We start from the raw sequence: 16446 nt of genomic DNA on the forward strand, positions 1-16446 counted from the left end.
GAAGATGCTTGAAAGCTTATCTTCCTCAACGCCCGGCCCCTGATCTTCGACTTCAATCGTCAGCCAACCTTCCGTCTGAATCAGTGACACCACCACCTTTTGCTCGCGGGCGGAGAAACGCAGCGCGTTACGCACCACGTTATCTATCGCGCGGCGCATCAGCTCGGCATTGCCCTTCACCGTATAGTCATTCTGCTCGGGGGTTTCCGGCTTCAGTTCAATCTCCACACCGGGGAGCTGTGCTTCGTAGCGCGCGTCGTTGACCACCGCCTCAACCAGCCCGTAGAGGTCAAAATACTCTTCATCCGGCATCTGATCGTTTTCGGTTCGCGACAGCGCCAGCAGCTCGCCAATCATCTTATCCAGACGCCCCGCCTCATGTTCGATGCGCTGCAACGAGGTTTCGACGTTAAGGGGGTTCTGCCGCGCCAGACCAATCGCTAGCTGTAAACGGGCCAAGGGTGAGCGTAACTCGTGGGAAACGTCGTGAAGCAGCTCCTCGCGCGCTTTAACCAGCACTTGCAGGCGTTCCGCCATGGAGTCGAAGTCTCGCGCTACCTCGGACAGCTCATCGTGGCGCTTGCCCATTTTAGCAAACAGCCGCACCGACAGGTCGCCCTGCGCCACGCGACCAAAAGCCTGACGCATTTGTAGCATCGGTCGGGTTAAGTTCCACGCCAGCACCGCGCTGAACAGCAGACCGCCGAGGCCGCCAATCCACAGCAGCGGCGTTGGGATGTGCAGCATATGCTCGCGGTGCTTCGGCCGGTACTCGCTCATCAACCCTTCGACGTTATAACGCAGCCTATAGCCCTGCCCTTTCGGCCCCTGCACGAACTCGACAATCTCTTTCGGCGCTTTCCCCGGCTCCAGCGATTTCAGGGTTTCGCCTTCGGCAGGCACCATGGAAGGAGTGACGGAGAAGAACTGGCGATCGTCATCCGGCCAGTCGGCCATCATGGCGTCGAGAGCGGGCATGCCGCCGGAACGCAGGGTTGAGACGGCTGAGGTGATTTGCAGCTTCACAAACCGACGCGCGATGCCGCTTTCAGGCGGCTCGTGGTGGTTATAGAAAGCAAAAGTCACCCAGAGAACCTGAGTGATGGCGATGAAGGTGAACCAAAATCCAAACAGGATTTTCCAAAATAGCCTTCCGCGAAGGCGTTTACCTGATGCGATAGCCAATACTTCTTACCGTTTCAATAGTCAGGATATCGCCGCCAGCAAGGGACGCCAGCTTCTGGCGAATGTTGCTGATATGCACATCAATGCTGCGATCGTAGGCTTCACGCGGACGCCCTAAACCTTTCTCGGAAAGCTCATCTTTCGACACCACGCGCTCCGGTGCGCGCAGCAACAGCTCTAGCAGATTGAACTCGGAAGCGGTCAAGTCAAACAGCGCGCCGCGCCACTGACTGCTGCGCGTCGCGGGATTCAATGTCAGGTCACCATAATGGATAACGGAAGAGTCTGAAGGGGCTTCCTGCTGCTCCTCAACGCGGCGCAGCACGGCACGCAGACGCGCTACCAGCTCGCGCGGATAGCAAGGCTTCGGCATATAGTCATCCGCGCCCATCTCCAGCCCGATAACACGGTCGATGTTGTCGCCTTTGGCGGTCAGCATAATGATCGGCAGACGGCTGTTCTTACGCACTTGGCGCAGCACGTCAATGCCGCTCATATCAGGCAGCATGATGTCGAGGATCATCGCGGAATACTCGCCGGACATCGCCCCGTCAATCCCGGCCTTGCCGGTCAGCACCAGCGATGCGTTAAAGCCTTCAGCAATTAAATATTCGCTGAGCATGGTACCCAGTTCGAGATCGTCATCGACCAATAAAATTTTCATCATCATTTCCACCTAACTGAGTTCTGGTTATTTTTATCCCTAACCCGACCACGCGCAGCCGCTTTTACTCTAATTTTACACTTGTAAGCCAAATTTGGGCTTAGAGATCGAACACACCGGTCGAAAGGTAGCGATCGCCACGGTCGCAAATGATTGCCACCACCACGCTGCCGGGGTTGGCACGAGCAACGCGCAGAGCTCCAGCCACCGCGCCGCCGGAGCTGACGCCACAGAAAATGCCCTCTTGGCGAGCCAGTTCGCGCATGGTGTCTTCGGCTTCTTGTTGCGCCATGTCGATGGTTTCATCCACCAGTTCTGGCTTGAAGATACCCGGCATATAAGCCTGCGGCCAGCGGCGAATGCCCGGAATGCTGCTGCCCTCTTCGGGCTGCAAACCAATAATTTTCACTTCACTGCTTTGGGTGCGCAGGTAGCGGCTGACGCCGGTAATGGTGCCGGTGGTGCCCATGCTGGAAACAAAATGGGTAATGCGCCCTGCCGTTTGCTGCCAAATCTCCGGGCCAGTGGTGGTGAAGTGCGCCAGCGGGTTATCGGCATTATTAAACTGATCCAGCACCTTACCTTGCCCCTGCCTTTGCATCTCCAGCGCCAAATCTCGCGCCCCTTCCATGCCCTGCGCGCGGCTAATCAGCAGCAATTCAGCGCCGTAAGCGCGCATCGAAGCCTGACGCTCCAGGCTCATATTCTCCGGCATCAGCAGCTTGAGTTTGTAACCCTTGAGCGCGGCAATCATCGCCAGTGCAATACCGGTGTTGCCACTGGTGGCTTCAATCAGCGTATCGCCGGGGCGCAGCTCTCCGCGCTTTTCGGCCTGCTCGACCATAAAAAGGGCGGCGCGATCTTTAACGGATCCCGCTGGGTTATTGCCTTCCAGTTTGACCCAAATTTCACTGTCCAGATCATGGGTCAGTCGCTGTAATTTCACCAGAGGCGTATTGCCGATGTACTGTTCGAGCGTGCTCACTGTGCTTGCCTTATCACGATGGGTTATAAACACCATGCAAAAATGAATAAATAAGAATTAGACGATAAAAAGGGCAGCTCTCAGACCGCCCTTTTTTAGAAATTTAACCTGAATTGGCTAAAAAGTATCAGGCACTTTTCGCCAATGCAACGGGTTGCAGTGCTTCGTCCCCGGCGTACAGGCGGCCGTTCAAACCACCCACGTAGAACTTGTCACCGCGCTGCGGGGTAGATTGTCCTGCAAAATCAGACAGTACCACTGACAGCGGCTCGTCGTGCCAGCCTTCGGCATGGACGATTAATTGCCAGAAATGACCGCGCGGGCTGACTTCCAAAACTTTTACCGGCAGCGGGCAGCGCTGGGTTGGCTGCGCTGTGATCTCCATCTCCCACGGGCGCAGGAACAGGTCAACCGCGCCCTGATGCAACGGCGGGTTCTCCAGCGGCCAATGGTACGGGCCGACATAAAGCTGAGATCCGCGAATGTCGCCGCTGATTTTATTCACTTCACCCATAAATTCCAGCACGAAGCGCGTTGCCGGGTCGCGCCAGATTTCCGGCGGCGTGCCCACTTGTTCGATATTGCCTTGGCTCATCACCACCACGCGATCGGCGACTTCCATTGCCTCTTCTTGGTCATGGGTGACGAACACGCTGGTGAACTTCAACTCTTCGTGCAACTGACGCAGCCAGCGGCGCAGCTCTTTACGCACCTGAGCATCCAGCGCGCCGAAAGGCTCATCCAGCAGCAAGATTTGCGGCTCGACCGCCAGCGCACGAGCCAGCGCCACGCGCTGTTTCTGCCCGCCGGACAGCTGAGACGGGTAGCGATTGGCCAAGTGGCTTAGCTGTACCATTTCCAGCAGCTGAGTGACTTTCTTTTTAATCGCTTCAGTATTCGGGCGCTCGCGGCGCGGCAGCACGGTCAGGCCAAAGGCGATGTTGTCGAACACCGTCATGTGGCGGAACAGCGCATAGTGCTGGAACACAAAACCAACCTGACGATCGCGGGCGTGAACCTGACTGACGTCTTTACCGTGGAAGCTCAGCTTACCCGCGCTCTGGTTCTCCAGACCGGCGATAATGCGCAGCAGCGTGGTTTTGCCGGAGCCTGAAGGTCCAAGCAGCGCCACCATTTGGCCGGAAGGAATATCGAGCGAGATATCGTTCAGCACCTTGGTGCGGCCGAAATATTTGTTGATACCGTTAATTTCAATGCTCATTGCTATCCTCCCGCTCAAGACGGTCGTTGTGACGTTTCAAACGCCATTGCAGGCCGCTTTTCAGAAATAGAGTGACTATCGCCATCAGGGTTAACAACGCGGCGGCGGTAAACGCGCCTGCGGTGTTGTAGTCCTGATGCAGTAATTCAACTTGTAATGGCAGCGTGTAGGTTTCGCCGCGGATTGAACCGGAAACCACCGACACGGCGCCGAACTCGCCAATGGCGCGGGCGTTGGTCAACACCACGCCGTACAGCAGCGCCCAGCGAATATTAGGCAACGTCACGCGGCGGAACATCTGCCAGCCTGACGCGCCGAGCAGCACTGCGGCTTCATCTTCATGGCTGCCCTGACTGAGCATCACCGGCACCAGCTCGCGAATAACAAAAGGACAGGTGACGAAAATGGTCACCATCACCATGCCCGGCCACGCGAACATAAATTGCAGGTTATGGGCATCCAGCCACGGCCCCAGCGGACCATTGGTGCCGTAAAACAGCAGATACAGCAGGCCCGCAACCACTGGCGACACGGCAAAAGGAATGTCGATCAGGGTCAGCAGCAACTGACGACCGGGGAAATTAAACCGCGCCACCAGCCACGCCAGCAGCGTACCGAACACCAGATTTACCGGCACGGTGATCAGCGCCATCAACACCGTCAGCCAGATAGAGTGCAGCATGTCGGAGTCAGACAAGTTCTTCCACACAGCTGCAATGCCGTCCGAAAACGCCAGCACGAAAATACTGATCATCGGGATGACCAACAGCAGTAGGCAAATCAGCATCCCAATGCCAATCAACAGCCATTTGGTCCAGTCGATTGGCCGACGCGCTTCCCCTGAGTAAGCCGGAATATCAGACATTAATGACCTCCAAGACGACGGCCATAACGGCTTTGTAAGGTGTTGATGGCGAACAGCAACAGCAGGGACGCCGCCAAGATAACCGAAGCAATCGCACTCGCCGCCGGATAATCAAATTCCTGCAAACGGATGAAAATCATCAGCGAGGTCACTTCGGTTTTCCACGCGATGTTACCGGCGATGAAAATCACCGCGCCAAACTCGCCAAGGCTGCGGGTGAATGACAGCGCGGTTCCCGCCATCAGCGAAGGCATCACCTCTGGCAACACCACGCGGCGGAAGCTCTGCCAGCGCGAAGCACCCAAGGTTTCGGCAGCTTCTTCATACTCTGGCCCTAGCTCTTCCAGCACCGGCTGCACCGTGCGCACCACAAAAGGAATGCTGGTGAAGGCCATGGCAACCGCGATACCCAGCCAGGTGTAGGCCACTTTGATATCAAAATGCGCCAGCCACTGACCATAAAAGCCATTGACCGAAAACAGCCCGGCCAGCGTCAAACCCGCTACCGCCGTCGGCAGCGCAAAAGGCAAATCCATCAAGCCGTCGAGCAGGCTCTTGCCCGGAAACTCATAGCGCGTGAGGATCCACGCCATCAGCATGCCGAAAAAGCAGTTAAAAATACTGGCCACGCCCGCCGACAGCAGGGTGACCTTGTAAGCCGCAATCACCTGATCATTGGTTATGACCGACCAATACTGTGCTAGCGTCATTTGTGACAACTGCATCACCAATGCGCTCAGCGGCAATAACAGCACCAGACACACGAACAGCAAGCTGCTGCCGAGGCTGAGGGTGAATCCGGGAAGTACGCGTTTGCTCGACAACAACATTACTTGTGACCCTGCTCTAACAATTTATCCAGCTCACCGCCGGTATCGAAATGCGTTTTCATCACCTGCGGCCAGCTACCGAACTGATCTTCAACTTTAAACAGCTTGGTGTCCGGGAACTGCCCTTTCGCCGCCGCCATTGCCGTTTTGTCATACACGCGGTAGTTGAAGCTGGTAATAATTTTCTGTGCCTGCGGGCTCCAGAGGTAATTCAGGTAATCCTTCGCTGCTTTCTCGGTGCCGTTTTTCTCAACGTTTTTGTCGACCCATGCCACCGGGAACTCAGCCAGAATGTCGACCGGCGGGACAATCACTTCATAGTTGTCGTCGCCGTACTGTTTGCGAATATTGTTCACTTCGGACTCGAAGCTTATCAGCACGTCGCCCAGCCCGCGCTCAACGAAGGTGGTGGTCGCGCCACGGCCGCCGGTATCAAACACCTGCACGTTTTTCAGGAACTGGGTCATTTTGGCGCGCGTCTGTTCCTGGTTTTTACCGTCTTGCAGATTGAACGCGCCCCACGCCGCCAGATAGGTATAGCGGCCGTTGCCTGAGGTTTTCGGATTTGGGAATACCAGCTTGACGTCGGAACGGGTTAAGTCGTCCCAGCTGTGAATGTTTTTCGGGTTTCCCTTGCGCACTAAGAACGCCATGGTCGAATAGAATGGCGAGCTGTTGTTCGGCAAGCGGCTCTGCCAGTTGGCGGGGATCAGGTCGCCACGGTCATGCAGAATTTGTACGTCAGTCACCTGATTGTAAGTGACGACATCGGCCTTCAGGCCTTGCAGAATGGCCAAAGCCTGCTTGGAGGAGCCGGCGTGAGACTGTTTAATCTCCAGCTTGTCGCCCCCGTTTTGCTCTGCCCACTGCTTTTGGAATGGCGGATTGAGCGCGGCGAACAGTTCACGCGCCACATCATAGGAGCTATTGAGTAATTCCGTGGCAGAGGCCGCGCCGCTCGCCAGCAGCATGGCGGCGAGAGAACCCTTGAGTAATCCGCTTCTAAATCCGTTCATTTTCATGCGCCGCCTTGAGTGTATGGACATCCGACATGGCAAAACTCAGCCACTTTAGTAGTCCACAGTGTATTTATAACTCAGCGTCAGGCTGTAACGGTTTTATATACTGTTTGGTAATTTTCAAGCATGAAAAGCTATAAGGCGGGAAACAGCGGATTAGGGCGAAACGTGGCGCGCCCGAGACAGGCGCGCCAAGGAGATAGCGAGGGGTTACAGCGCCAGCAGGCGAGTGAGGGACGGCGCGAAATAGTAGCTGCCGGTCACCGGGCGAGTGAAGCGCAGCATGGCGTCGCGCTTGCCGTCCAGATCACCAAACATGCTCAGCAGCTGCTTCTCAATGTTCCACAGACGCGCGCAATAAGAGATGAAATACAGGCCGTGCTCGCCGCTGGCAGTGCCGTAAGGCAGGCTCTGGCGCAGAATTTTCAGGCCTTTGCCCTCTTCTTTCAGGTCAACGCGGCTGACGTGTGAAGTGTCCGGGCGCGTTTCTGAGTCCAGCTCTTCGTCGGTCAGCTTAGTGCGGCCAATCACCTCTTCTTGCTGGCTGACCGAGAAGCGATTCCACTGGGTTAAATTGTGCTTCCAGCGCTGGACCATCACATAGCTGCCGCCCGCGTCCTGATGCTCTTCAGGAATAATAGCGACTCGCGCGCGCGCCTCGTCTTTCGGGTTTTCCGTGCCATCGACAAAGCCGCTCAAATCGCGGTCTTCAATGCCGCGGAAGCCGTGAGTCTCTTCTTCCACCAGGATAGATTTGCCGAAGGCCGCCAGCGCCGCCTGTGCCACGGCGAAGTTCACGTCATGGCGCAGAGACTGAATGTGCAGCAGCACGTCACGCTGGGTCGCCGGAGCCAGCCCTTTGCCCAGCGGCTCGAAAGGTTTCAATTCGTCAGCGCCCTGACCGCCGGAGAGGTCGCGCCAGACGTCATGACCAAACGCCAACACCGCGCCGAGTTTTTCTTGCGGAAATTTCTGCTGCATTTCACTTAATGCGGCAGCAAACACACGGCAACCCTGCCGCAGACTATCCAGCTCGCCTTGAACTTTAGCTTCGATGAAAATGCCGAAACGGCAATGTTCGAGCAGAATGCCACTCTGTACCTGAGTCACGTTTTTATCCTCGTAAATTTGACGGCGGCTATCATAACCGAAGTCAACAAAAATGCCTTGCGCGGACGCAAGGCATTGCAGAAATTTTCAGCACTATTTTTAAAGCATTGCTGAAGGAATGGCGCTTAGTTGGCTCGCCAAACAATTTTGCTGACTTTCCACTCTTTCAGCGAGTCATCAGACGGCATCAGCTCTTCCGGCCCGTGCCATATGCCGCTAAAGACATAGCTAACGTGCTGGCTCTGTGGCGCTTTACACACCACGCTCTGCGCGTCGTCGCCGGTGCCTTTGATACAGCTTTCGAAAGCTTTGGTGTAGAGGTCGCTAAATGGCGTACCCACTTTGACGCCCCACTCGCTTTCGACTTTAGGGTCGGTGACGTCAATGCGCTGCACGCGGCCCTTCGGCTCGCCGCTGAGGGTCATTTTGACCTCTTTACCATCCATCGCCTGATAGAACGCCAGCATTTTGCCGTCATTCATCGACATGCCGCTGCGCAGGCGATAGTCGCCGTCTAAAGCATCTTTAATCGCATCTTCGGTCAGAGGGGTGCTGGCGGTGACTTTGCCAACGCCCTGATCGGTCACTTTCAGGCTACTGCTAAACCAGTTCATCGGGTTCATGCTCGACCAGGACATGTTAGAGACCGTCGAACAGCCCGTTAAGAGCAGGGGTAATGCCAGTAAAAGTGGGCTAAGAGCCTTCAGCGGGTGCTTCACGCTTGGCTGTTGTTGCGCCCTGTGCGACATAGTCGTCATTCGGTTCACTCCTTTCATGTCCATTTAAGTCTGCCGGGACTCCGTTTAGCCTATTCAAAACAGAATTGAGTTTATCGGTCAGCGGCAGTTCGAGTGCTAATTGGCGTAAAAAGTTCAGCCACGAAGTAACAAGCTTTAAGTCACCAGCTGGGAAGCGTCAAAACAAGCCCGCAGGCGGCGGCTTAAGAGCCAGTAGGCCAGCGCGGCGGCGTCGAGCAGTGCCAAAGCCAAATCAACCAGCGACGGCGTGTCCGCCCCCTGCCACAGCCCCAACCCTTGCAGCACAAAGGTGACAAACATTCCCGCAAGCAGCAGCCAGTAGCCACTTTGCCACAGCCGTGGCCACAGATGGCGACGCCCACTTAACATAAAGACCAGCGCCGGAGGCAGGCCGAGCATCATCCCGTGCCAGAAACTTTGAGTGTCGGGATAGAACAGCTTGAGTAAATCCGTGCCCTGCTGGCTCGACGCACCGGCCATCACAAACAGCAACCAAGTGCGCGCCTGCAAAATCAAAATAGTCCAGAACCACAGCGGTAAACGCAGCATGCCGTGGTTGTTGTAATCGTCTGGGTTCATAGCCTCAGAAATACTTCCTTCGAATTGTCGTGACTGAAAAGTAACTAACCCAGCTTAAGAAACCGTTAAGAACAGTCTGCTTTAATGATTCTCAACGCGGCAAGACATCTCATTAAAGGATGACTTGCTACACTCACCAGACCCAGTTTATTAAGGACGACCTATTATGATGAAGAAGATCACTCTGGCAACCCTCATTGCACTTTGCACCCTTCCGGCGTTGGCTCAGCAGACTGGCGGTTTCCAAGACCCGAACGCGCCGCAGACCCAAGCCCAGCCAAGCAATAAAGGCGGTTTTACTGGCAATACCACCGCGCTGAGCACGGTGAAAGACGCGCAAACCATGAATGATGACCAGTGGGTCATGCTGGAAGGCTATATCGATCAGCGCACCGGCAGCGACAAATATATTTTCCGCGACAACAGCGGCACCATTAATGTCGACATCGACCACGACCGCTGGCAGGGACAGAACGTGTCGCCAAAAGACAAAGTGCGTATTGAAGGTGAAGTCGATAAAGACTGGAACTCGGTTGAGATTGATGTGAAATCCATCAAAATCATCAAGTAAGTTCCTCACCAGATTGCTGATAAATAAAAAAGCCCCGAGCAGTGCGTCGGGGCTTTTTATCGGCTCAATTAACTTTTTATCGGCTCAATTAACAGTGAGCTTTAATATTCTTGGTCTTCAATCAGTCGTTTGCCTAAGGTGAGCGCGTCCTGAATTTCGTAATCCAGCTTTTCATACATGCTCACTACCGCGTCATTCTCGGCACGCACCATTAAATTAATTTTCGGGCAGCCACGGGCAATTAACTTCTTTTCCAGACGATTAATTAACGCGTTGGCAATGCCACGACCGCGATAATCAGGATGCACGCCAAGGTAATACGCCGAGCCGCGATGGCCGTCATAGCCGCCCATCACTGAGCCCACGACTTCGCCGCCAACTTCTGCCACCAGAAACAGCTCAGGGCTGTGGTTCTGTTTACGCTCAATGTCCATTTCAGGATCATTCCACGGGCGCAGCAGGTCACAGCGCTCCCATAAGGTCAGCACTTCGTCGAAATCATCTTGTCGGTAAATGCGAATGTCCATCACTGTTCGCCGCTGTTTGTTAAAGAGTTAATGGGTATTGGTTAATTATCGCGTGATCTGCTTGATACGCAATATCAAAATAGACAGTTACTCACATTCGCTTCTAATTTATTCATTTACGACACAAAATTCATAAAAAGTAATAGTTATCAGATCGAACCAACGGGAAGGATACTCTATAACATAACTATTCTGTTTGACGTTGACGGTATGCACCATGCTTAACCCTTTAAATAAGTTTCTCCATTTCCAACCTTTACCTGCTTCTGCAACCCGCCGACAACTGCTGCTATCCGGCCTCGGGCTGGCTTTTGGCGTGCTGGGCACTCGCACCGCCGTCGCGGCGCAAGAACAACGGCATATCACCAAAACTGCCCCGGCACCCAAGCCAGCGAATGCTAAAAAGCTGGTGATGATTGACCCCGGCCACGGCGGCATTGACTCCGGCGCGGTGGGCCATGAAGGCTCGGAAGAGAAGCACGTGGTGCTGGAAATCGCCAACTATGTGCGCGAGATCCTCGGCTCCCACAGCAATATCGAGGTGAAACTCACCCGCGACTCCGACCACTTTATTCCGCTTTATCAGCGGGTTGAAATCGCCCACCAGCATCAGGCTGACCTGTTTGTGTCGATTCACGCTGACGGCTACACCAGCCCAAGCGCCTCGGGTGCCTCGGTGTTTGCACTGTCCAATCGCGGTGCAAGCAGCGCGATGGCGCGCTATATGTCGAAAAAAGAGAATGACGCCGACTTAGTGGCTGGTGCCAAAGTGGCGAAAGAAGACACCAACTACCTGCAACAGGTGTTATTCGATCTGGTGCAAACCGACACCATTAAAAATAGCCTGACCCTCGGCCACCACGTGCTGGAGAGGATCCGCCCTATTCACCATCTGCACAGCCAGCAGACCGAGCAAGCAGCCTTTGCGGTGCTGAAATCGCCTTCTATTCCGTCGATTCTGGTGGAAACCTCGTTTATCACCAACCATCACGAAGAGCAGTTGCTCAGCACCACGGCATTTCGCAAAGAGATTGCTCAGGCGATTTCTCAGGGTATCGTGAATTTCTTTAGCTATTTCGACGCTACCGAACGCAAGCCGCGTTAAGACCCCGCGCCATTAATGCGCGCAGCCTATTGCAGCCTTCCTGCATATCCGGCGATTTTGGGTATATACTGAGGCCCATTTTTGATTCAGCGCCTATTTGGCGCTGAATGTCTTTTAAGCCAACGTCTGTGAGTTAACTCATGAGTCAACCGATCCCCGACATCGCCCAAGTAAAAGCCTTCCTGCTCTCCTTACAGGAAACTATCTGCCAACAATTAGCCGCCGCCGATGGCAAAGCGCAGTTCGCAGAAGATGAGTGGGTACGCGAAGAAGGCGGTGGCGGACGCAGCCGCGTATTAACCCAAGGCGCGGTTTTTGAACAAGCGGGCGTCAACTTCTCCCACGTGCATGGTGCCACCTTACCAGCCTCAGCCACGGCGCATCGCCCAGAGCTGGCCGGGCGCAGCTTCCAAGCCATGGGCGTCTCTTTAGTGATCCACCCTCTCAGCCCTTATATTCCAACCAGCCATGCCAACGTGCGTTTTTTTATCGCTGAAAAAGCCGGTGAAGCGCCGGTGTGGTGGTTTGGCGGCGGCTTCGACCTGACGCCGTTCTACGGCTTTGAAGAAGATGCTCGTCACTGGCATTTGACCGCACAGCAGCTCTGCCAGCCTTTCGGCGAGGATGTCTACCCACAGTATAAAAAGTGGTGTGACGATTACTTCTTTATCAAGCATCGCAATGAGGCCCGTGGCATCGGCGGCCTGTTCTTCGATGACCTGAACACCCCTGACTTCAACCACTGCTTTGCCTTTATGCAGGCGGTAGGCAATGGCTTTACCGAAGCCTATCTGCCCATTGTTGAGAAGCGCAAATCCATGGCGTGGGGCGAGCGCGAGCGCCAGTTCCAGCTTTACCGCCGTGGCCGCTATGTCGAATTCAATCTGGTGTGGGATCGCGGCACGCTGTTTGGCCTGCAAACCGGCGGCAGAACCGAGTCTATCTTGATGTCGATGCCCCCTCTGGTGCGTTGGGAATATAACTTCCAGCCTGAAAGCGACAGCCCGGAAGCCGCGCTGTACCGTGACTTCCTGCCGGTTCGCGATTGGCTGTCCGACAAGGAGCCGAAGTAATGCAAATCTGGGTCGATGCCGACGCCTGCCCGAACGTCATCAAAGAGGTGCTGTTTCGCGCCGCCGAGCGCACCGGCATGATGGTGACGCTGGTGGCCAACCAGATTATCCGCACGCCGCCGTCAAAGTTTATCCGCACCCTGCGCGTTGAGGCGGGCTTCGACGTGGCCGATAACGAAATCGTCAAACGCACCGAGCCGGGGGATTTGGTTATTACGGCTGATATCCCGCTGGCCGCCGAAGTGATTGAAAAAGGCGGCGTGGCGCTTAACCCGCGCGGCGAGCGCTACACCACCGAAACCATCAAAGAGCGTTTGAACATGCGCGATTTCATGGACACCATGCGCGCCAGCGGCGTGCAGACCGGCGGGCCTCCTGCGCTTAATCAGCGTGACCGCCAGCAGTTCGCCAATGAGCTGGATAAGTGGCTGCAACAAGCCAAAAAATAATCCGGCCATAATAAAAATAATGACTTAATTTTTATACACTTACCAGTGTGAAGGTCCCCCTACAAAGAGAAGATAATAATGGCTAAAAAAATCATTCTTGATTGCGACCCGGGGCATGACGACGCTATCGCCATGCTGTTGGCCCACGGCAACCCCGAGATTGAACTGCTCGCCGTCACCACCGTTGTCGGCAACCAGACGCTGGAGAAAGTCACTCGCAACGCATTGGCCGTGGCTCGCGTGGCAAACATCACCGGCGTTCCCTTTGCCGCCGGTGCAACTCGCCCGCTGGTGCGTCAGGTTGAGGTCGCGGATGAAATCCACGGTGACTCCGGCCTTGATGGCCCGGTGCTGCCAGAACCCGCCATTAAGATTGAGCCGATACACGCCATTGACCTGATCATCGACCTTGTGATGTCCCACCCACCGAAAACCATTACTTTGGTGCCAACGGGCGGATTAACCAATATCGCCTTAGCCGTGCGTAAAGAGCCGCGCATTGCCGAACGCGTTAAAGAAGTGGTGCTGATGGGCGGCGGTTACCACGTGGGTAACTGGAGCGCGGTGGCCGAATTTAATATCAAAATCGACCCCGAAGCCGCACACATCGTTTTCAACGAAAAATGGCCGTTAACCATGGTCGGACTGGACCTCACCCATCAGGCGCTGGCAACTCCTGAGGTTTACAGCCGTATTGCTGCTGTCGGCACTCGCCCGGCAAAATTCGTCAACGAGCTGCTCGACTTCTTCAGCCAGAGCTACAAAGACCGTCAGGGCTTCGACGCGCCGCCGGTTCATGACCCGTGCGCCGTGGCTTATGTCATCGACCCGAACGTGATGACGGTGCACAAAGTGCCGGTTGATATCGAACTCACCGGCACCCTGACGCTAGGAATGACCGTGGCTGACTTCCGCGCTGCGCCACCGGCGGACTGCCATACTCAGGTGGCGGTGAAGCTGGATCACCAGCGCTTCTGGGACTTAATTGTCGATGCCCTCGAGCGCATTGGTGAAGTTGAGTTTTAAGCTCCCGTAGCACGCCAAGCTCTGCAAGAGGCGCTGAAGTCAGCGCCTCTTCTCCTCTCTTCTTTTATCTGTCTGCTTAGCCTTCTCTTTGGCTAACCTGCCCCATCACAGCGGCTCGGTTTGCGCTTCTACCACGGCTAAAGCCACCATATTGACGATGCGCCGCACCGAGGCAATTGGGGTAAGAATATGCACTGGCTTAGAAACACCCATCAGCACCGGCCCTACCGTTACCCCTTCCGAGCTAGACACGCGCAGCAGGTTATAGCTGATACGCGCCGCTTCCATATTGGGCATGATGAGGATATTCGCCGCCCCTTTGAGCGGGCTGTCGGGCATGATGTCCTGCCGAATGCTTTCAACTAAGGCGGCATCGCCATGCATTTCACCATCAATTTCCAGCTCTGGCGCTCTCTGGTTAACTAACGCCAGCGTTTTGCGCATCTTCACCGCCGACGCGCCGTCCGAGGTGCCGAAACTAGAGTGTGAAAGCAGCGCAACTTTAGGTTCGATACCAAAACGCCGCACGGTTTCCGCCGCCATCAGGGTAATTTCAGCCAGTTGCTCGGGGGTTGGGTCATCATTGACATAGGTGTCGGCAATAAAGGTGTTGCCGCTTGGCAGCAGTAACGCGTTCATCGCACCCGCCACACTGGCCCCCTCGCGGAAACCAAACACCTTCTCCACCACGTCATAATGCTCGTGATAGGTGCCAATGGTGCCGCAGATCATCGCGTCAGCCTCGCCGCGCAGTAGCATAATGGCGGCGATCAGCGTCGGGTTGCCAATCACTTCACGACGCGCCTGCTCTTGAGACACCCCGCGGCGCTTCATCAGTTGGTAATACTCGCTCCAGTATTCATTGAAACGCGGGTCGGACTCGTTATTCACGACGTCGAAATCCTTGCCCGCCTCAATCTGTAATCCGAGCTTTTTAAGACGCATGTCGATAACACTTGGTCGCCCAACCAGAATGGGCTTCGCCAGCCCCAGCGTCACCAGCTCTTGGGTAGCATGCAGCACGCGCTCCTCCTCCCCTTCCGCCATCACCACGCGTTTAGCGTCCGTCTTGGCCTGAGAGAAAATCGGCTTCATAAACAAATTGGTTTTGTAGACGAACTCAGAGAGCTTCTCGATATACGCGTCGAAATCTTCAATCGGCCGAGTCGCTACGCCGGACTCCATCGCCGCCTTGGCGACGGCGGGAGCAATTTTGACAATCAGGCGCGGATCGAAGGGTTTAGGAATGATGTAATCCGGCCCGAAAGAGAGCTCTTCTTCGCCGTAGGCCGAGGCCACAACGTCGCTCTGCTCGGCCATCGCCAAGTCGGCAATGGCATGGACACAGGCCAGTTTCATCTCTTCATTAATGGTAGTCGCGCCGACGTCCAGCGCGCCGCGGAAGATAAACGGGAAGCACAGCACATTGTTGACCTGATTAGGGAAATCAGAGCGGCCGGTACAAATAATGGCGTCAGGGCGCACGGCCTTGGCAAGCGGCGGCAAGATCTCCGGCTCGGGGTTAGCCAAAGCCAAAATCAGCGGATCTTTGCCCATGGTTTTGACCATATCTTGGGTCAACACGCCGGGGCCAGAGCAGCCGAGGAAAATGTCTGCATTAGGAATAGCATCAGCCAGCGTGCGCTGCCCGTTGTCTTCTATGGCATAAGCGGCTTTGGTTTCCGCCATGTTCTCTTCGCGGCCTTTGTAGATAACCCCGCGAGAATCACAGGCGGTGATGTTATGGCGCTTCAGGCCCAGCGCGACCAGTAAATTCAGGCAGGCAATGGCGGAGGCACCGGCCCCTGATACCACCAGACGGACATCAGAAATATTTTTACCCACCACTCGCAGGCCGTTGAGCACGGCGGCGGTACAGATAATGGCGGTGCCGTGCTGGTCATCGTGGAACACCGGGATCTTCATGCGCTCGCGCAGCTTTTGCTCAATGTAAAAGCACTCCGGCGCTTTGATATCTTCCAGATTGATGCCGCCAAACGTCGGCTCCAGCGCGGCAATCACGTCAATTAGTTTATCCGGGTCTAACTCATCGACTTCGATATCAAACACGTCGATACCGGCGAACTTCTTAAACAAAACGCCCTTGCCTTCCATCACCGGCTTGCCCGCCAGCGCGCCGATATTGCCCAAGCCCAGCACCGCCGTGCCGTTGGAGATCACGGCCACCAAATTGCCTCGGGCGGTGTATTTATAAGCCGCCAGCGGGTCTTTTTGAATCTCAAGGCAAGGAGCCGCCACGCCCGGAGAGTAAGCCAGCGCTAAATCACGCTGAGTGGCGAGGGGCTTGGTTGGAGAAACCTGAATCTTTCCCGGTACAGGAAACTCATGAAAATCTAGCGCACTTTGTTTCAGCTGTTCATCCATTGTCGGGGCCTCTTTTCTTGTTGTAGGTGAGGTTGTTATTGGTCGTATTTGTAGGGTCATCTGTAGAAGTACGGAGAGGCCATGAGTCGGGCC

At 55.3% G+C, this 16446-nt stretch carries 17 protein-coding genes; 5 read left to right on the forward strand and 12 right to left on the reverse strand.

Translation table 11 applies throughout. The features are described 5' to 3' along the window. The 10 genes from GEAM_RS12620 to GEAM_RS12665 all read right to left on the reverse strand — a co-directional run. The coding region (locus GEAM_RS12620) for a histidine kinase dimerization/phospho-acceptor domain-containing protein (protein ID WP_034792083.1) at positions 1 to 1185 on the reverse strand (1185 nt) is incomplete at its 3' end. Further along, a complete protein-coding gene (locus GEAM_RS12625; protein WP_034792034.1) occupies positions 1166 to 1849 on the reverse strand; it encodes a response regulator transcription factor in 684 nt (227 codons plus the stop codon). The genes GEAM_RS12625 and GEAM_RS12620, both read right to left, overlap by 20 nt. Before the next feature lie 100 nt (positions 1850 to 1949). After that, on the reverse strand, positions 1950 to 2834 hold the full coding sequence (gene cysM, locus GEAM_RS12630; RefSeq protein ID WP_034792036.1) for a cysteine synthase CysM: 885 nt from the start codon (positions 2832 to 2834) through the stop codon (positions 1950 to 1952). 127 nt (positions 2835 to 2961) lie between these two features. Further along, positions 2962 to 4056 (reverse strand): sulfate/thiosulfate ABC transporter ATP-binding protein CysA, encoded by a 1095-nt coding sequence (gene cysA, locus GEAM_RS12635; RefSeq protein WP_034792038.1) that lies wholly within the window; start codon positions 4054 to 4056, stop codon positions 2962 to 2964. Continuing rightward, positions 4046 to 4921, reverse strand: coding sequence for a sulfate/thiosulfate ABC transporter permease CysW (gene cysW, locus GEAM_RS12640; RefSeq protein ID WP_034792040.1), 876 nt, complete (start codon positions 4919 to 4921; stop codon positions 4046 to 4048). Before cysW ends, cysA begins: the two co-directional genes overlap by 11 nt. After that, positions 4921 to 5751, reverse strand: coding sequence for a sulfate/thiosulfate ABC transporter permease CysT (gene cysT / locus GEAM_RS12645; RefSeq protein ID WP_034792042.1), 831 nt, complete (start codon positions 5749 to 5751; stop codon positions 4921 to 4923). Before cysT ends, cysW begins: the two co-directional genes overlap by 1 nt. Next, positions 5751 to 6722, reverse strand: a complete 972-nt coding sequence (locus tag GEAM_RS12650; protein ID WP_236942781.1) for a sulfate ABC transporter substrate-binding protein — start codon at positions 6720 to 6722, stop codon at positions 5751 to 5753. The genes cysT and GEAM_RS12650 overlap by 1 nt, the downstream gene beginning before the upstream one ends. A 258-nt stretch (positions 6723 to 6980) precedes the next feature. Beyond that, positions 6981 to 7880 (reverse strand): Dyp-type peroxidase, encoded by a 900-nt coding sequence (locus GEAM_RS12655; protein WP_034792046.1) that lies wholly within the window; start codon positions 7878 to 7880, stop codon positions 6981 to 6983. Between the two features lie 125 nt (positions 7881 to 8005). After that, positions 8006 to 8629 (reverse strand): RpoE-regulated lipoprotein, encoded by a 624-nt coding sequence (locus GEAM_RS12660; protein WP_051899501.1) that lies wholly within the window; start codon positions 8627 to 8629, stop codon positions 8006 to 8008. A gap of 144 nt (positions 8630 to 8773) precedes the next feature. Beyond that, complete coding sequence (locus GEAM_RS12665; protein ID WP_034792048.1) at positions 8774 to 9217, reverse strand: DUF2919 domain-containing protein; 444 nt, start codon at positions 9215 to 9217, stop codon at positions 8774 to 8776. A gap of 169 nt (positions 9218 to 9386) precedes the next feature. Here GEAM_RS12665 and GEAM_RS12670 point away from each other — a divergent pair, with 169 nt between their 5' ends. Continuing rightward, positions 9387 to 9788 carry a YgiW/YdeI family stress tolerance OB fold protein gene (locus tag GEAM_RS12670; RefSeq protein ID WP_172468504.1) on the forward strand — a complete coding sequence of 134 codons (402 nt, stop codon included), beginning with the start codon at positions 9387 to 9389 and terminating at the stop codon, positions 9786 to 9788. Positions 9789 to 9889: 101 nt separating this feature from the next. Here the strand turns inward: GEAM_RS12670 and GEAM_RS12675 are convergent, their stop codons facing one another. Then, complete coding sequence (locus GEAM_RS12675) at positions 9890 to 10315, reverse strand: GNAT family acetyltransferase (RefSeq protein ID WP_034792052.1); 426 nt, start codon at positions 10313 to 10315, stop codon at positions 9890 to 9892. A gap of 217 nt (positions 10316 to 10532) precedes the next feature. On the opposite strand from GEAM_RS12675, the gene amiA reads away from it, so the two are divergent. The 4 genes from amiA to uriH all read left to right on the forward strand — a co-directional run bounded on the left by amiA (position 10533) and on the right by uriH (position 13968). After that, on the forward strand, positions 10533 to 11420 hold the full coding sequence (gene amiA, locus GEAM_RS12680; protein WP_034792054.1) for an N-acetylmuramoyl-L-alanine amidase AmiA: 888 nt from the start codon (positions 10533 to 10535) through the stop codon (positions 11418 to 11420). Between the two features lie 140 nt (positions 11421 to 11560). Beyond that, on the forward strand, positions 11561 to 12493 hold the full coding sequence (gene hemF / locus GEAM_RS12685; protein WP_034792056.1) for an oxygen-dependent coproporphyrinogen oxidase: 933 nt from the start codon (positions 11561 to 11563) through the stop codon (positions 12491 to 12493). Further along, complete coding sequence (locus tag GEAM_RS12690; protein ID WP_034792058.1) at positions 12493 to 12942, forward strand: YaiI/YqxD family protein; 450 nt, start codon at positions 12493 to 12495, stop codon at positions 12940 to 12942. Before hemF ends, GEAM_RS12690 begins: the two co-directional genes overlap by 1 nt. A gap of 78 nt (positions 12943 to 13020) precedes the next feature. Next, positions 13021 to 13968 carry a uridine-preferring nucleoside hydrolase UriH gene (gene uriH / locus GEAM_RS12695; RefSeq protein WP_034792061.1) on the forward strand — a complete coding sequence of 316 codons (948 nt, stop codon included), beginning with the start codon at positions 13021 to 13023 and terminating at the stop codon, positions 13966 to 13968. A gap of 105 nt (positions 13969 to 14073) precedes the next feature. On the opposite strand, the gene maeB is transcribed toward uriH, so the two are convergent. Continuing rightward, positions 14074 to 16353 (reverse strand): NADP-dependent oxaloacetate-decarboxylating malate dehydrogenase, encoded by a 2280-nt coding sequence (gene maeB / locus GEAM_RS12700; protein WP_034792063.1) that lies wholly within the window; start codon positions 16351 to 16353, stop codon positions 14074 to 14076. Positions 16354 to 16446 lie beyond the last annotated feature (93 nt).

It is taken from the genome of Ewingella americana ATCC 33852, from assembly GCF_000735345.1.
GTDB classification, from domain to species: Bacteria; Pseudomonadota; Gammaproteobacteria; order Enterobacterales; family Enterobacteriaceae; genus Ewingella; species Ewingella americana.

Bases quoted from the DNA above. Each gene is read 5' to 3' on its own strand.
- GEAM_RS12625 (WP_034792034.1), bottom strand. From the start codon at position 1,849: ATGAAAATTTTATTGGTCGATGACGATCTCGAACTGGGTACCATGCTC.
- cysA (WP_034792038.1), bottom strand. From the start codon at position 4,056: ATGAGCATTGAAATTAACGGTATCAACAAATATTTCGGCCGCACCAAG.
- cysW (WP_034792040.1), bottom strand. From the start codon at position 4,921: ATGTCTGATATTCCGGCTTACTCAGGGGAAGCGCGTCGGCCAATCGAC.
- cysT (WP_034792042.1), bottom strand. From the start codon at position 5,751: ATGTTGTTGTCGAGCAAACGCGTACTTCCCGGATTCACCCTCAGCCTC.
- GEAM_RS12650 (WP_236942781.1), bottom strand. From the start codon at position 6,722: ATGCTGCTGGCGAGCGGCGCGGCCTCTGCCACGGAATTACTCAATAGC.
- GEAM_RS12660 (WP_051899501.1), bottom strand. From the start codon at position 8,629: ATGTCGCACAGGGCGCAACAACAGCCAAGCGTGAAGCACCCGCTGAAG.
- GEAM_RS12665 (WP_034792048.1), bottom strand. From the start codon at position 9,217: ATGAACCCAGACGATTACAACAACCACGGCATGCTGCGTTTACCGCTG.
- GEAM_RS12670 (WP_172468504.1), top strand. From the start codon at position 9,387: ATGAAGAAGATCACTCTGGCAACCCTCATTGCACTTTGCACCCTTCCG.
- GEAM_RS12675 (WP_034792052.1), bottom strand. From the start codon at position 10,315: ATGGACATTCGCATTTACCGACAAGATGATTTCGACGAAGTGCTGACC.
- amiA (WP_034792054.1), top strand. From the start codon at position 10,533: ATGCTTAACCCTTTAAATAAGTTTCTCCATTTCCAACCTTTACCTGCT.
- hemF (WP_034792056.1), top strand. From the start codon at position 11,561: ATGAGTCAACCGATCCCCGACATCGCCCAAGTAAAAGCCTTCCTGCTC.
- GEAM_RS12690 (WP_034792058.1), top strand. From the start codon at position 12,493: ATGCAAATCTGGGTCGATGCCGACGCCTGCCCGAACGTCATCAAAGAG.
- uriH (WP_034792061.1), top strand. From the start codon at position 13,021: ATGGCTAAAAAAATCATTCTTGATTGCGACCCGGGGCATGACGACGCT.
- maeB (WP_034792063.1), bottom strand. From the start codon at position 16,353: ATGGATGAACAGCTGAAACAAAGTGCGCTAGATTTTCATGAGTTTCCT.